This window comes from Micromonospora sp. NPDC002575 (genome assembly GCF_042889525.1).
Taxonomy (GTDB): domain Bacteria; phylum Actinomycetota; class Actinomycetes; order Mycobacteriales; family Micromonosporaceae; genus Micromonospora; species Micromonospora carbonacea.
Map to the genome: position 1 here is coordinate 149387 of NZ_JBIARA010000002.1, position 15066 is coordinate 164452.

Sequence of the window (15066 nt, forward strand, 5' to 3'; positions counted from 1 at the left end):
CACGAAAATGCGCGACGCCGAACGGGAGACGGATTCCCGTTCGGCGTCGCGGCGAGTCGACCGACAGCTGACGCGGGGCCCGGGTCGGCGGGCCGGCCGGCATGCGGAGAGGGTCAGGAGGCGGCAGTCCCGCGGCCCGACCCGACCGCGACCGCGTCGGCGTCGGCGTCGGCGCTCGCGAGCGCAGGCAGTTGGTCGTGCAGATCGCTGATGAAATCGGACCGGCCCGCACCGCTCCAGTCGCACCATGCTCCCGCCGGGGCGGGGCTGCGACACCCCCGGGAACTCTCGATCGCGGTCCCCTCGCCCCACTCGTTGTAGGTCGTCACGAGCTGCCAGGGCGCACCCGAGGCGTTCATCCGGGCCAGCCCCGCCCGCCAGCGCGCCCGGTCCCGGGACAGGAACTGCCCCTCGCCGTACGGCGTTCCGGCCTTCCAAAACCCCGGCGAGACGGTGTAGGAGCCCTCACCGGGGGCACGGCTGAAGTCCTGCTCCGCCTGGGCCGGCCCGTACTGGTGCCACCCCGCCACCCCCGCGGTCCCCGGACAGCCCGCGTAGCCGGGAAAGACCTTCAGGTTGACGTGGACACTCTCCCCGAACCGCCGCTGGAGCAACGACTGGGCCTGGTTCCAGCGGTCCACCGTGGCGCAGCCCTGCGCGGTCGTCAGGTCCCCGGCGTTGTACACGAAGACGGGCATGCCCCGGTCGGGCAGCACGGCCAGCGCCGAGCCCTGCCCGCCATAGGTGGTGCGGAGATAGTGCAGGTCGTCGGCGATGCGCTCGGGCGTCGGGTCGGACCTGCCCTCCGGCTCGTAGTAGGGCGCCCAGGCGAACCCGGTGCCCTGGGCCGCCCGGACCATCGCCGGCCAGTGCCCGTCCGTCACCGTGCCCCGGCCGAACCACGACGCGATGCCCATGGTGATCCCGCCGTAGCGCATGTCCGCGACCTGGGACCGCACCACCGGCTCCTCGATCGCGTACCACCCCCGGGCCGGCACGTAGTTGGTGAACGGGTCCAGGCCCTGCTGCCGCCATGCCTCCGGGAACCACGGGTAGTAGAACGCCGCCCTGATCACCGCCGGGGTCCGCACCACCAGACGGAAGACGACGGTGTGCCGGGCCGACGCGCCGACGCCGGTGACCACCAGGTCGTACGTGCCGGCTCGGGTGGACACCGAGGTCCGCACGGTCAGCACGGCCGACCCGCCGGAGGCCACCACCGCCGGCTCCACGGTCGCGGCCGTCCCCGCGGGCAGGCTCCCCACCGAGAGAGAGACCGTCTGCGCCGCCCCGGTCGTGACCGCCGTCCGCACCGTGGCCTGGACCAGGTTCCCGGCCACCGTCGAGGCCGCCCCGGGCACCACGGCCAGGGTGAAGTCGTCACCCGCGGTCGGGCGGGACGCCGTGCTGCCCGCGTCCGGTCGGACCGGCTCGGCCGGTCGCGTCGGACCGGCGACGAGTTGGCCACAGGCGACGAGACTCACGACCAGCAGCGCGGCACACGACATCAGCTCACTCCCGCCGACATGGGTCGACCAGGCTGCGACCCGACACCAGACAGAACGCGGCGGGCCGCCAAACGTCACTGCCCACCCCGCCACCCGCAAGGAAGGGCCCCTTGTTAACGCTTTCTGTAGAGGAAGGGCCCCTTGTTAACGCCACGCTGGGCGGGGTGGTGGGGACGCCGACGGCCGGGCCCCTTGGTGGTCGGGGGTCCGGCCGTCGGCACATGTGCGTGTGCGTGTGTCAGCTGTTCCAGTGTTGGGTGACGAGGTCGGCGGCCTGCTGTTCCCACTGCGCGTACGCGTCGGGGTACGCGGACACCTGCACGGTCTGGGCGGCGTCGGTCAGGGCCATGTCCTGCCAGCCGTCGACCTGCCTGAGGCCCTTGAGGAACGCCGTGGTGGCGTACTCGGGGTCGGTGATCTGCTCCGGCGAGCCCCAGCCGCTGGAGGGGCGCTGCTGGAACAGGCCCAGCGAGTCGTGGTCGTTGCGGTCGCCGAGGTGGCCCAGGTTCTGCAGCTTCGACTCCTGCAGGGCGGTGCCGATCGAGATGACCGCGGCCCGCTCGTCCAGGCCGGTCTTCTTCGTGGCGGCGATGATCGCCTTGGCGTTGGCGGTCTGTTCGGTGTCGAGGTCGATGCGCGACTGCGCGCCCTGCACGCCGTGGGGGATGAGCTTGCCGGTGTCGACCCCGGCGGTGGGCTTGTCGGCCTGCACGGCGGCGACGGGCCGGGCGTCGACCGCGCTGGTGCCGGCGTCGGGGGTGGTGGTGTGGAGGGGTCCGGCGGCGATGCCGCCGGCGAAGGCGAGTCCGGCGATGCCGAGGATGCTCTTGCGCAGGATGGTCGTGTTCATGGGGGTGTCTCCAATCCGGGGGTCGGCGCACCCCACGCCCGGAAGGGGGGATGGTGGGGGTGCGCGAGCACCGCGTCGAGGCGCCCGAACAACGAACTCAGAACGAACGAGCGAGCGGGGGTGGCTGCCGTGCGGCGCCGGGTCCGGGTGTAACGACCGGCGGCCGGCCCGCATTCCGGGGGGTGACGACACCCAGGGGGCGGGGGCCTGCCGGATCGCAGGGGTGCGGGGGCCTGCTTCGGTGGTCCGTCAGGTGTAACGACCCCGGCCCGGCCGGGATTCCGGCCCCGGGGTGCCGCCGGTCACCCCGCCCCGCCCCACGCCACCCCGCCAGGCCGGACAAACCGCCCAACCCGGCCGAGGGGTGACGGGATGCCGGGGAGAGATGGGGGTATCAACGGGACGGGACACCGCCACCTGCCCGACATGAAGACGATCAACCGGGCGATGCCGACCCGGCGGGCCCAGCCGGGACAGGCCGTCCGGCGGCTGTCGTGCCGCGTCGGCCCGACCAGGCGCTACCCTGACACCATGCAGGGCGTCGTCTCCCCCACCGTGACCGGCGGGTCCTTCCTGGCCCGCCCGGGCCGCCCCGCTGTCGTCACCGCCACCCTGACCGAGCTGACGGGTCCGACCCGGGGCGTCGTCGAGCTGCCCGTACGCCTGATGTGGAGCGCGGACCGCACCTTCGACCTCGGCGACCCGGACGACCTGCTCTGGATGTACGAGAACGTCCTGCGCGAGACCACCCGCGCGGCCGATTTGCGCCAGTTGGTCAACGGTCACCTGCTGCGCCAGGTCTGGTGCCTGCTCAACCTGCCCCGTGGGGTACGCGAGGCGTGGGAACGCCGCCACCGGGTCCTGCGCCACGAAGGCGGCGGGCCGGCGATCCAGGCCGGCGACCTGGCCCTGCCGGCGGCGTGACCGGGGCCGCGCCGCCGGACGACTTCTACCGCGAGGTCGCCCGGGTGGCCCTGTCGGTCGCCGGGCGGCACCGGTTCGTGCTGGGCGGCGGTGTCGCCTGGGCCGCGCACGGGCTGTTCTCCCGCCCGACGGAGGACGTGGACCTCTTCGCCGACGTCGAGGGGGCGGCGGCTGCGGCGGCTGCCGGGGTGCGTACGGCGTTGGAGCGCGCCGGGTTCGAGGTGAGCGACGCAGACCCGGACAGCGACCTCGCGGAGTTGTTCGCCGGGTTCGACCGGGACATGAAGGACTTCGTGGTGAGCCGGGGGTCGCGCCGGATCCGGCTGAGCCTGGGCCGGCTCGACCGGTACCGCAGCCCGGTGGTGATGGACCTCGGGCCGGTGATGGACGTCCGTGACCTGGTTGCCAACAAGACGGCTGCCCTGGTCAACCGGCGGGAGGTCCGGGACTTCATCGACGTGGCGGCGGTCCTCGACCACTATTCGGTCGCGGAGGTGCTCGACCTGGCCCGGCAGCTCGACCCCGCGCTGGACCCGCAGGACGTGCGGGCCGCCGGCCACTACCTGGACCGGCTGCCGGACCGTCGTTTCGCCCGGTACGGGCTGGACGCGGCGCAGGTCGCCCGGCTGCGGGCCCGGCTGGCGGACTGGCCCCGCTGACGCCCGCCGCACCGGCATCCTCACCACCCGGCTGCGGGCCACCGGCGGCCGGGTGACGGTCGGTGGCGTCGACGTGTAGCCCGGCGAACCAGCGGCCCGTCGGGCCGCTGTGGCAGGAGTGACGGGGGCTCGTTAGGGTGCGCAACGGCGCCCACGAGGCGCTCCCTTCCCCTGGAAAGGCACCCCATGACCTCCTCCTCCGGCGCTTCGCGCCGCCAGGTGCTGGCCGTCGCGGCCGTCGCCGCGACCGCGCCCCTGATCGCCGCCGCCCCGGCCCGGGCGGCCGAGTCGAAGGACCCGAAGACGTCGAAGGGACCGAAGACCTGGGACCTCACCGTCCTGGGCACCTCGGACACCCACGGGAACGTCTACAACTGGGACTACTACCGCGACGCCGAGTACGACGACAGCAAGCACAACGACGTCGGCGTCGCGAAGCTGGCCACCCTGGTCAACCAGATCCGCACCGAGCGCAAGGGCAGGGCGACCCTGGTCCTCGACGCGGGCGACACGATCCAGGGCACCCCGCTGGCGACGTACTACGCCAAGCAGGAGCCGATCACCTCGACCGGTGAGACGCACCCGATGGCCAACGCGATGAACATCCTGAAGTACGACGCGGTGACGCTGGGCAACCACGAGTTCAACTACGGCCTGCCGCTGCTGGCGAAGTGGATCGGCCAGCTCGGCTTCCCGGCGCTCGCCGCCAACGCGGTCAACGCGGCGACGGGCAGGCCGGCGTACCTGCCGTACGTGATCAAGGAGGTCCGGCTCGGCGGGCACGGCGCGCCGAAGCTGAAGGTCGGGATCCTCGGCCTCACCAACCCGGGGGTGGCGATCTGGGACAAGGGCAACGTCGAGGGCAAGCTGGTCTTCGCCGACATGGTGGCAACGGCCGCGAAGTGGGTGCCGGTGATGCGGGCGCGCGGCGCGGACCTCGTCATCGTCTCCGCGCACGGCGGCGACAGCGGCACCTCCAGCTACGGCCCGGAGCTGCCCAACGAGAACCCGTGCACGATGATCGCCGAGCAGGTCCCGGGCATCGACGCGATCCTCTTCGGGCACGCCCACAACGAGGTCGTCGAGAAGTTCGTGACGAACACGCGAACGGGCGCGCAGGTGCTGCTCTCCGAGCCGTCCAAGTGGGGGCAGCGGCTGACCCGGATGGACTTCACGCTCTCCCGCGAGCGGGGCTGCTGGAAGGTCGTGTCGAAGCACGCGACCATGCTGAACACCAACACGGTGGTCGAGGATCCGGCGGTGCTCGCGGCCGTGCGCGGCCAGCACACCAAGACCGTCTCGTACGTCAACACGGTGGTCGCCCGGTCGACGGTGGAGCTGTCGGCGGCCGAGTCGCGGTACAGGGACACCCCGATCCTGGACTTCATCAACCACGTGCAGACCGAGGTGGTCACGGCGGCGCTGGCCGGCACGGAGCACGCGACCCTGCCGGTGCTGTCGATCGCCGCGCCGTTCAGCCGCACGGCGGTTTTCCCGGCCGGTGACGTGCGCATCCGCGACGTGGCCGGGCTGTACGTCTACGACAACACTTTGGAGGCCGTGGTCCTCACCGGCGCGGAGGTCCGCGCCTACCTGGAGTACTCGGCGAAGTACTTCGCGACCCTCGCGGTGGGTGCGCCGGTGGACCCGGCGACGATCAGCGACCCGGCGGTGCCGGACTACAACTACGACGTCTTCTCCGGCCTCGACTACGACATCGACGTCAGCCGGCCGGTCGGCCAGCGGATCTCCCGCCTGGTCCTGCCCGGCACCGACGCCCCGGTCGCCGACGACGCCCGGTTCGTGGTCGCGGTGAACAACTACCGGCGCAGCGGCGGCGGCAACTTCCCGGGCATCGTGAAGCCGCAGGTCTACAACGCGCAGCAGGAGATCCGGCAGTTGCTCATCGACTGGGCGCAGGAGCGCGGCACCATCGACCCGGCGGACTTCTTCGTGCCGAACTGGAAGCTGGTGCGCGAGGGCGTGCCGGTCTTCTGATCCCCGCGCCCACGCGGTGTCCCCGGGTGGGCGGCCGGTGGTGGCCGCTCACCCGGGGGCGGGGAACCGGGTGAAGCCGGTCAGGGTGTCCAGTGCCCAGAACTGCACTTCGGAGGGTGGGGGGTTCGGGTCGGCCAGCGGCGCGTACCCGTCGCGGGGAGCGATGAGCGCGCGTCCGCCGTCGTGGTCGAGCGCGAGATCCCACCCGTGGGTGGTGCCGCCGTCGACGCCCGGGACGATCTTCCACCCGGTCATCGGCCGCAGCTCGGTCTTGTCCCAGGTGCGCAGGTCCCAGTAGGTCACAAACTCGTGGTAGGTGGTCCAGTGCCGGTAGCCGACGAGCGCGGTGTTGCCGTCGCCGCTGAGGGCGATCGCGTCGGCGGAGGTGTATCCGCCGTTGCGGAGCAGCGCATACGCTTGCGGGTCGGACCGGTCCGACAGGTCGTAGATCATCACGCCACCGTCGCCACCGCCGCCGTCGTCCGACCGGTAGTTGACCAGAGCGCGGTTCGCGTCGTCGCTCAGGGCGACGTCGTACCAGTAGGTCGGGTCGCCGGTCCCCAGGAGCCTCGTCTTCCGCACCTGGTCGGGGTTGGCGAGGTCCCAGAGGTGGACCCCGTCGTCGCCGCCGGCGATGGCGTAGCGGCCGTCGTAGTTCAGATCCAGTGACGTCACCCCTTCGGCGGCCAGGGTCCGGGGCGACGGGTGCGCGGGGTCGGCGAGGTCCCAGAGGGTCAGCTCACCCCGCGCGTGGAAGGTCGCCGCGCGCCTGCCGTCGCCGCTCAGGGCCACCTCGACCGTCGTGCCCCCGTGATCGGGCACGAGTGGGGTGGCACGGGGCCTCAGCGGATCGGTCAGGTCCCAGAGCGTCACGGATCCGTGCGGAGGATCGGCGAGTTCCTCCACGGAGCTCGTGAGGGCGCGTTCGCCGTTGCTGCTCAGGGCGACGCCGTGGGTGAACCTCGCGTGCTCCGACAGGAGGGTGACCCGGAAGTCCTTCGGCGGCGGGGCGGGGGGCGGGTTCGCGGCTCCGCTTCCGGTCTTACCTGCCGAACAGGCCGTGCCCGTGGCGAGGAGGACCGCCGCCGCGCTGACGAGCCCGGCCAGGAAGACGCGCCTCATGTCCCCTCACCCGCCGCACGGGGCGGACGTCGACGCCCTGGTCCAGCCCCGCTCCGACGGTTGGTACACCTGCCGGTAGGCGGAGCAGTCGACCTCGCCGCCCCGGACGACCAGGGCCGTCACCCGGAACGGCTCGCCCTGGTTGTCGACGGTCATCGAGCCGGGCCTGCCGTCGGCCAGGTACTCCAGCTCAAAGGTGTATTCGCAGTATCGCTTCCTGGTCACGGCGGAGAGCCGGAAGGTGGCCTGCTCGCCCAGCTTGAGCGCGTACTTCTGGTCGGCGAAGTAGTTGCCGGTCAGCCGCGGCAGCATGTCGTTGTCGTCCGTCCGGGCCTCCTGCGCGAAGACGGGATCGCGGTCGAGGTCGTAGCCGACCTGGACGGTCTCCGCGGTTCCCTGCGGGGGCGCGTCGAAGAGCGCGCCCGTCAGCGGCGCCCGACAGCGCGGGCGGACGGCGATGTCGGTCAGCCGCACGGCCTTCTCGCGGTTGCCCTCGAGTTCCAGCTCCACGGTGGAGACGCCCTTCTCGACGCCGCCGTGGGAGCGCATGATGTCGTGGCTGCTCCTCTCGTACGCCTGGAACTCGTCCTCGATCTGCCCGAGGGTCTGCGCGCCGACCGCCTCGGGAAACACCCAGGTGTTGTCGTTGTCCCTGGGTACGAGGGTGATCTTATTGATCTTGATCGGATCGCCGCTGGGAGCGGGCGACGGCGTGGGCTTGTCGCCACCGAGGTCGAGCCACTTCTGGCCGGCGGCGAGACCCAGGCCGCCGACCACGGTGACGCCGACGGCGACGGCAGCCGCCACGAGCTCCCGCGACAGCCACCGGTCGCGTGGGGCCGGCTCGTTCTCTCGGACCTCCGGCCGTCGCCGTCGGGTGGCCGGCTTCCTGCCAGGCAACTACGTCACCAACCTTGGGTGGAGAGCCAATGGGGACGTTGCCGCCCCATCGTAGCGCCGCGTCACCACTCGGTATGAGACGGTGACGACGGGACCTGTGCCGCGCCCGCCAGCTCAGCGGGACGCGGCCGGGGCGGGGCGGACCTGACGGGCCGGCGGGAGCCGGTCCAGCAGCGCCAGCGCCGCCCGCACCGGGGCACGGGTCAGCGTCTCGTCGAAGCTCGCCCGCCCCTGGCAGAACCGGACGAACATCCGCCACCCGGCGGGGGTGGCCAGCAGGGCATGGAAGACGTCGGGCCGGCGGGAGAACACCTCCAGCAGCCGGTGCCCGGCGCGCATCGACGGCACCAGGTCCCGGTCCACCGCCTGCCGGTAGCCGTCCAGGTCGCCGCCGGCGACGGCGGCGCCGGCGAGCGCGCCGGAGCGCAGCGCGTAGCTGATGCCCTCCCGGCTCCACGGCTCCAGCAGTCCGGCCGCGTCGCCGGCCACCAGCACCCGGCCGTGACGCAACGGCGAGTCGTCGGCCCGGCACCGGGTGAGGTGCCCGGAGTCGTGCTCCGGGTCCACCCCGGCCAGGCCGAGCCGGTCGACGAAGTCGCGCAGGTACGCCCGGGTCCGCTCCCCCGCGCCCCGGGCGGCGATGACCCCGACGGTCAACGTGTCGCCCTTGGGGAACACCCACGCGTAGGAGCCGGGGATCGACCCCCAGTCCAGCAGCAGCCGGCCGCGCCAGCGACGACGGTGCGCCTCGGGCACCGGAAGCTCCAGCTCGAGGCCGAGGTCGACCTGCCGGTACCGCACGCCGACGTGCCGGGCGGTCACCCCGGAGGAGCCGTCGGCGCCGATCACCGTACGCGCGTGCACGACGTCGCCGTCGGCGAGCCGCAGGCGTACCCCGTCGGGGTCCTGTTCCACGGCGCGGACCGCCACCCGCTCGCGCAGCCGTGCCCCGGCGGCGACGGCGGCGGCCCGCAGCCGGTCGTCGAACTCGTCGCGGCGCACCATCGCGATCAGCGGTCCGGCGGCGTGCCGGCGGGTGAACTCGCGCCGCCCGTCGCGGGTGAACGTCACCCGGTCCACGCGGTCGTGCGCCGGCACGTCGATCCGGTTGGCGACGGCCGCGAGGGAGGTGCCGATCAGGCCGCCGCCGCAGGTCTTGTACCGGGGATGCGCGGCGCGCTCGACGACCAGGGTGCGCAGCCCGGCGGTGGCCGCGACGTGGGCGGCGGAGAGCCCGGCGGGGCCGCCGCCGACGACGACAAGGTCCCAGTTGATCACGGATTGCAGCCTAGGGCACGGCCGGTGCGCGAGGCCGGCCGCCACAGCGGTGCGACGCGGGCCGAATCCGGCGGGCGGGCATCAACGGCGGGCCGGCGGGTAACCGCGCAGCGCAGCTCCGCCCGCCGCGCGGGCGGCGACCGAGGAGGAAGCCATGCAGCAGGTGCGTCTGTCGGACGTCGAGGAGCGGGTGTACGAGGCGGTGGCGGCGCTGGAGGCGCGCGGGCAGGTGCCCTACCCGGACCTGATCGCGCAGGAGTCGGGCCTGACCGAGGAGGAGGTGCACGCTCCCCTGCGGCTGCTGACGGAGAAGAACCTGCTGCACCGGGAGGACTCCCCGATGGCCGGGTTGGACTTCGGTCCGCGCTGGTGCGCCCGCCAGATGGCGTGAGCCGTTCGGCGGGCCGGATCGACGAGCGACGTCGGTGGCAGGCGCTCGGGGTCGGCCTGGTCGCCGCCTTCATGACGCTGCTCGACGTGAGCATCGTCAACGTGGCGGTCCCGTCGATCGACCGGGCGCTCGGCGCCACGCCGAGCGACCTGCAGTGGGTGCTGTCCGGCTACGCCCTCACGTTCGGGCTGGTGCTGGTGCCGGCCGGGCGGTTCGGCGACGCCCGGGGCCGGCGCACCGCGTTCGTCGTCGGGATCGCCCTGTTCACCCTGACCAGCGCCCTGGCCGGGCTGGCCCAGTCCCCCGGCTGGCTGATCGCCGCCCGGTTGCTGCAAGGGGTCGCCGCCGGAATCGTCAACCCGCAGGTCACCGGCCTGATCCAGCAGCTGTTCCGGGGCCCGGAACGCGGCCGGCCGTTCGGGCTGCTCGGCGCGACCATCGGCGTCTCCACCGCGATCGGGCCGCTGCTCGGCGGGCTGCTGATCCAGGCCGGCGGCGAGCAGGAGGGCTGGCGGTGGGTCTTCTTCGTCAACGTCCCGGTGGGGATCGTCGCGATCGTCCTCGGCTGGCGGCTGCTGCCGGCGCAGCCGGCGGGCGCGGCGCAGGGGCGGCGGCTCGACCCGGTCGGGGTGCTGCTGCTCGGCCTCGGCGTCGTGCTCGTGCTCCTGCCGCTGGTGCAGAGCGAGCAGTGGCACAGCCCGTGGAAGTGGGTGCTGGTGCCCGCCGGGCTCGCCGCGCTCGCCGTCTTCGGGCTGTGGGAACGACGGTACGCCCGGCGCGGCGCTCCCCTGTTCGACCTGCGGCTGTTCGGCGTCCGCTCGTACGCCCTGGGTTCGCTGATCGCGCTGATCTACTTCGGCGGGTTCACCGCGATCTTCTTCGTCTTCACGCTCTACCTGCAGAACGGCCTCGGCTACCGCCCGCTGGTCGCGGGCCTGGCCATCACGCCGTTCGCCCTCGGCTCGGCCGCCGCGGCGGCGGTCGGCGGCCGGATCGTCAACCGGTACGGCCGGCCGCTGGTCGCCGTCGGCCTGCTGGTCGTGCTGCTCGGCCTGGGCGCGGTGGTGTTCGTGCTGCGCGGCGAGCCGCACGGGTCGGTGCCGCTGCTGACGGCCGTGCCGCTGCTGGTCGCGGGGCTGGGCAGCGGCCTGGTCATCACGCCCAACCAGACCCTCACCCTGGCCCAGGTGCCGGTGCCGCAGGCGGGCAGCGGGGCCGGCATGCTCCAGACGGGCCAGCGGATCGGCTCGGCGGCCGGCATCGCCGCCGTCGGCTCGGTGCTGTTCTCGGCGCTGTCCGGCAGCGGCGGGGACTGGTCGACGGCGGTGCGGCACGCGCTGCTGCTGGCCATGGGGATCATCGCGCTCGGCCTTGTCGCCGCGTTGTTCGACCGCAGGCACGCGCGCGACGACCGCAGGCACGCGCGCGACGGCGGCGGGCGCGCGGGATGACGGCGGCGACGCCCGCCCGGGGGGGGTCCCCGGACGGGCGCCGTCGTGCTCCCTGCGCGGGCACTGCCCGGCTCGGCGTGGTCAGCGCGTCGACCCGCCGAAGCGTCCCCGACGACGCCAGGCCAGGCCGGCGAGCGTCAGCACCACACCGACCCCGAGGAGGCCCCCGCCGACCGCGAGCGGGGTGCCCAGGTTGTCACCCGTCACGGGCAGCTTGCCGCCGTGCGGCGGCCAGGGCTTGTGCGTCGGGTGGTAGGTCGGCGACGGCGACGGCTGAGACCGCGAGAGCACGGTCAGCGTGGCGCTCGCCGTCCGGCCCGTGGTCTGGCCGACCGCGGTGAACAGGTACTGCCCGGGTGTGTCCGGCGTGTAGGTGGTGGTGAAGCTCCCCTCCCCATCGGTCACGACCGTGAAGTGCGTCGGGGCCGCCGCCCGGAACGCGACGGGCGCCATCGCGACGGTGCTGCCGTCGCCGCGCCGCAGCGTGGCCTGGCCGGGCAGGCCGGCGGCCAGCGGCGTGATCGTGACGGTGATGTCGACGACCTCGTTCGGCCCGAAGCCGGCGCCGGTGAGGGTGACCGCGTCGCCGACGTAGATCGTCGACGGGTTCACCGTCAGCACGGGGGGCTGCGGCGGGTACGGCGGCGGCTGTGGTGAACCGGTCGGCGACGGTGTCGGCTGCGGCTGCGCCGCCCCCGCCGCGGTCGGCGCGGCCACGACGGCAAGGCCGATCGTGAGCGCCATGATGATGCGGGATAGCCGCATGATGGGTTCCCTCCTAGCTAATCGCAGTGTGGTGCGGGATCAATGTGGGTGGTCCATGGGGTGGCGGTCGGAGTGAGCCAGAGGTCGCCTTCGCCGCTGGCGCTGCCGGTCCTGCCGCTCAGCACGTCGACCTCGAGGGTCCGGGTGGCGCCGGGGGGCACCTCGACGTTGGCGACGACGACCTGCCGGCGGCGTTCGGCGCCGCTGCCGACGGGCACCTCGGCGCCGTCGAGCCGGGTGCGCTGCACGGCGCCGCCGGCCGGGCTGTAGACGGAGACCAGCGTGCGGGCGGTGTACGGGTCGCCGGCGAGGCCGAGGCCGAGCACCGACGTCGACAGCCCACGCCGCGGCGCGGTCGAGTGCAGCGTGAACCGCAGCCGCAGCTCGCGGCGGCCGTCGGGGCGGCACTGCCCGACGGTCAGCGTCGCGGCCGGCCGCAGGTAGTAGCCGAGCTTCGCGCCACTGCCGTCGTTGAGGAACACGCCGACGGTGGGCACGTCCTCCTTCTCGGGCAGCGAGCCGGCGAGCCGGTTGCCCTCGATGACCCGTTGCTCCTCGGGGTGGGCGCTCCAGAACAGGACGCGCCGTTCGGTGATGGCCCGGTCCAGCGCGGACAGGTACGCCCGGGGGTCCACCTCGCGGGTGAAGAAGGTGTCGAAGGCGGCCGCCGCCGAGGCGGCGAAGAACTTGTCCTGCTCCTGCGCGTCCATCTGCTGGTAGGCGTCGGAGAGCAGCGTCCGCACCGCCTTGTCGCCGACCAGGGTGGTGTGGCCCGGCACCGGGACGGGGCCGGTGGCCTTGAGCAGGTAGGACAGCACCACCGGGTCGACCGCGAGGACGCCGTCGACCGTCTCGCCGGTGCGTTCGCGGTACATCTGGCGAAACAGCGCGGCGGCGGTCGGGAAGTGCGGGGTCAGGTTGACGTCCGCCGGGTACGTCCCCGGCAGGTCGGTGTAGAGGTTGCGGATCTCCGGCTGGAGCTTCAGGGGCGGGTCGAAGAGGCCCAGTTGGGCGCTGGTGCCCTGGGCGCCCATCCGGAGCTGGCCGTCCCGGGCCTCGATCAGGGCGTACGCGCCGAACATGCCGCCGGTGGCGCGCAGCTCCGCCGGGTTCTGGGACACCATCAGGTAGCTGCGGGGGCCGGCCGCGCCGAGCAGGGGCGGCAGCAGCCGGGCGGCGCCATCGGCCGCCCGGGTGAGCGTGGCGAGCCGGTCGATCTGCGTACGCAGCTCGGCCACCGCGTCGCGCACCGGCGTGAGCAGGGCTTCGTCGGGTACGGCGGCGAGGCGGGCGTGGGCGCGCTGGACCACCTGGTCGGTGGTGGTGAGTTCCGCGGCGACGGCCTTCAGCCGGCGCACGTCCAGCCGCCCCTTGCCGGGCAGCAGGGTCGACAGGTCGGTGCGCAGCAGGGTGGGGAAGGCCTGCCGGGCGAGGTCGTCGATCGCCACCGCGATCTGGCGCACCGCCGCCAGGTCGTCGCCGGCGTACGGGGCGTGCTGCCCGGCCCGCCAGCCCGGGTCGTCGGTGGCGGCACGCGCCGCGCCGGCCTGCTCCTGGAGGGCCGACAGGGTGCGTTGGGCCCGCTCGGTGTCGGCTCCCACCACCTCGGCGCTGAGCTGCTGGGCCAGGGCGGCGGCATTGAGCAGGTGGGTGCGGGCCTGCCAGCCCCGGAAGCCCACCCAGCCGGCGCTCAGCAGCGCCAGCGAACCGACGACCAGGCCGGCGAGCAGGGCGCGACGGGCGCGTGCCCTGGCGCGCCGCCGGGACCGTCGCCCCCGGCGGCGAGGCTGCTCAGTTTCACTCAACGCCAGCTCCACTCATAAAACGGACAGAAATGACGATTCATCACTTTCTAGCACGCTTTTCGACCGCTTCGAGCCGTTATGGTGGATTTAAGCCTGGGGTTCCGCACGTCGCGCCCGCTCGGCGGGCCGCCGGCCGCGCCGCGCGTCGACCGCCTCGTGGAGCAGCCGCTCGACGCGGTCCACCCCGCCGCGCAGCGACATGTCCCGCAGGTAGACCTCCCGGCCGCGCCGGCCCATCTCCAGCCGGGCCGCCGACGGGATGGTGGCGGCCAGCCAGAAGCGGTCGGCCAGCGTGGCCCAGTCCTCCGGCGGGCAGGACAGCCCGGCCCGGGCGCGCTCCACGATCTCGACGGTGTCGCCGCCCGCCGAGGCCACCACCGGCGCCGCGCAGCCGAACGCGGCCTGCAACTTGCCGGGAACCGTCCCGCGCAGCTCCGGCAGGTCGCGCAGCATCACCAACTGGTAGTCGGCGGCGGCGTACAGGTCGGCCATCTCCAGGGGCGAGCGCCGCGCGACGAAGCGGACGTTGTCGGCCCCCAGCTCCGCGGCGAGCCGCCGGACCCGCTCCTCGCCGGGGCCCGAGCCGACCAGGACCAGGTCCATCGTGCCCCGCAGCGGCGCGGCGGCGCGCACGGCCGTCTCCAGCCCGTGCCGGGCGTCGATGGTGCCGGCGTGCATCACCACGCAGCGCCCGTCGCCCCGCACGAGGCGGCGCGCCTCCCGGGTCGGCTCGGCCGGGTGGAACAGCCGCTCGTCGGTCCAGTTCAGCACCAGCCGCACCCGTCCCGGATCGGCGCCGCCGGCGACCACCAGGTCACGCATGCCGGGCGCGGCGACCGCGACGAGGTCGGCCGAGCGGTAGAGCCACCGGGTGGCGGCGGCCACCCGGGCGCCCCAGGGCGTCGGCGTCGCGCCCTGGGCGTCCAGCTCCGGATGCACGTCCTGCACGTGCAGCACCGTGGGCACCGCGCCCAGCAGCCGCAGCAGGCCGGCCGCCGCGAAGGTCGCGGCGGGAAGCTGGTGCACGTAGAGCGCGTCGACGCCGGCCAGGTGGCCCCGGCCGATCGTGCCGGCGCTCGCGGCGAAGGAGAGCCAGCTCGCCACCCGGGCCCGCACGGAGGCGTCCCCGACCGACCAACGCGGCACCCGCCTGACCGTGAGCCGCTCGCTGCGGGTCTCGTACCGCCACCGCTGCCGCCAGCCCGGATAGACCTGACCGCCGGGATAGTCCGGGAAACCGGTCAGGACGCGGACCTCGTGGCCGCGCGCGGCCAGCTGCTCGGCGAGGCTGCCGGGGACGAACGCCGGCTCGGGCGGGAAGTGGTAGGACAGAATGCCGATCCTCACCGGACCCTCCCCGCACGACGATGACGCAACGGCGTGGCGCGGACACGGAACGTGCCGGCTGACGCATA

The 15066-nt window shown here is 73.8% G+C and carries 13 protein-coding genes; 5 read left to right on the plus strand and 8 right to left on the minus strand.

Going from position 1 to position 15066, the window contains the following annotated elements:
- Nucleotides 1–113 precede the first annotated feature (113 nt).
- Together ACFYWL_RS04115 and ACFYWL_RS04120 are read right to left on the minus strand one after the other, a co-directional pair.
- Nucleotides 114–1508, minus strand: a complete 1395-nt coding sequence (locus ACFYWL_RS04115) for a hypothetical protein (protein WP_386967086.1) — start codon at nt 1506–1508, stop codon at nt 114–116.
- Between the two features lie 238 nt (nt 1509–1746).
- Nucleotides 1747–2358 (minus strand): hypothetical protein, encoded by a 612-nt coding sequence (locus ACFYWL_RS04120; RefSeq protein ID WP_386967088.1) that lies wholly within the window; start codon nt 2356–2358, stop codon nt 1747–1749.
- 531 nt (nt 2359–2889) lie between these two features.
- On the opposite strand from ACFYWL_RS04120, the gene ACFYWL_RS04125 reads away from it, so the two are divergent.
- From ACFYWL_RS04125 to ACFYWL_RS04135, 3 genes are all read left to right on the plus strand, one after another.
- The gene (locus ACFYWL_RS04125; RefSeq protein ID WP_386967090.1) at nt 2890–3282 is read left to right on the plus strand and encodes a hypothetical protein; all 393 of its coding nucleotides are present in this window, start codon (nt 2890–2892) and stop codon (nt 3280–3282) included.
- The gene (locus tag ACFYWL_RS04130; protein ID WP_386967093.1) at nt 3279–3941 is read left to right on the plus strand and encodes a nucleotidyl transferase AbiEii/AbiGii toxin family protein; all 663 of its coding nucleotides are present in this window, start codon (nt 3279–3281) and stop codon (nt 3939–3941) included. The genes ACFYWL_RS04125 and ACFYWL_RS04130 overlap by 4 nt, the downstream gene beginning before the upstream one ends.
- A 186-nt stretch (nt 3942–4127) precedes the next feature.
- Entirely contained in the window at nt 4128–5939 is a 1812-nt protein-coding gene (locus tag ACFYWL_RS04135) for a bifunctional metallophosphatase/5'-nucleotidase (protein WP_386967096.1), read from the plus strand.
- Nucleotides 5940–5987: 48 nt separating this feature from the next.
- Here ACFYWL_RS04135 and ACFYWL_RS04140 read toward each other — a convergent pair whose 3' ends face one another.
- From ACFYWL_RS04140 to ACFYWL_RS04150, 3 genes are all read right to left on the minus strand, one after another.
- Nucleotides 5988–7061, minus strand: coding sequence for a WD40 repeat domain-containing protein (locus tag ACFYWL_RS04140; RefSeq protein ID WP_386967099.1), 1074 nt, complete (start codon nt 7059–7061; stop codon nt 5988–5990).
- A 6-nt stretch (nt 7062–7067) separates the two neighbouring features.
- On the minus strand, nt 7068–7868 hold the full coding sequence (locus tag ACFYWL_RS04145; protein WP_386967102.1) for a hypothetical protein: 801 nt from the start codon (nt 7866–7868) through the stop codon (nt 7068–7070).
- Between the two features lie 207 nt (nt 7869–8075).
- Nucleotides 8076–9239 (minus strand): geranylgeranyl reductase family protein, encoded by a 1164-nt coding sequence (locus tag ACFYWL_RS04150; RefSeq protein WP_386967104.1) that lies wholly within the window; start codon nt 9237–9239, stop codon nt 8076–8078.
- A 154-nt stretch (nt 9240–9393) separates the two neighbouring features.
- On the opposite strand from ACFYWL_RS04150, the gene ACFYWL_RS04155 reads away from it, so the two are divergent.
- Entirely contained in the window at nt 9394–9630 is a 237-nt protein-coding gene (locus ACFYWL_RS04155; protein WP_007071258.1) for a hypothetical protein, read from the plus strand.
- Nucleotides 9606–11081 carry an MFS transporter gene (locus ACFYWL_RS04160; protein WP_386967765.1) on the plus strand — a complete coding sequence of 492 codons (1476 nt, stop codon included), beginning with the start codon at nt 9606–9608 and terminating at the stop codon, nt 11079–11081. Before ACFYWL_RS04155 ends, ACFYWL_RS04160 begins: the two co-directional genes overlap by 25 nt.
- A gap of 81 nt (nt 11082–11162) precedes the next feature.
- On the opposite strand, the gene ACFYWL_RS04165 is transcribed toward ACFYWL_RS04160, so the two are convergent.
- The 3 genes from ACFYWL_RS04165 to ACFYWL_RS04175 form a co-directional block, all read right to left on the minus strand.
- Nucleotides 11163–11846 carry a hypothetical protein gene (locus ACFYWL_RS04165; RefSeq protein WP_386967107.1) on the minus strand — a complete coding sequence of 228 codons (684 nt, stop codon included), beginning with the start codon at nt 11844–11846 and terminating at the stop codon, nt 11163–11165.
- A 17-nt stretch (nt 11847–11863) separates the two neighbouring features.
- Nucleotides 11864–13651: a DUF4012 domain-containing protein gene (locus tag ACFYWL_RS04170; RefSeq protein ID WP_386967110.1), complete on the minus strand. Its 1788-nt coding sequence runs from the start codon at nt 13649–13651 to the stop codon at nt 11864–11866.
- Between the two features lie 87 nt (nt 13652–13738).
- Entirely contained in the window at nt 13739–14998 is a 1260-nt protein-coding gene (locus tag ACFYWL_RS04175; RefSeq protein ID WP_386967113.1) for a glycosyltransferase family 4 protein, read from the minus strand.
- Nucleotides 14999–15066 lie beyond the last annotated feature (68 nt).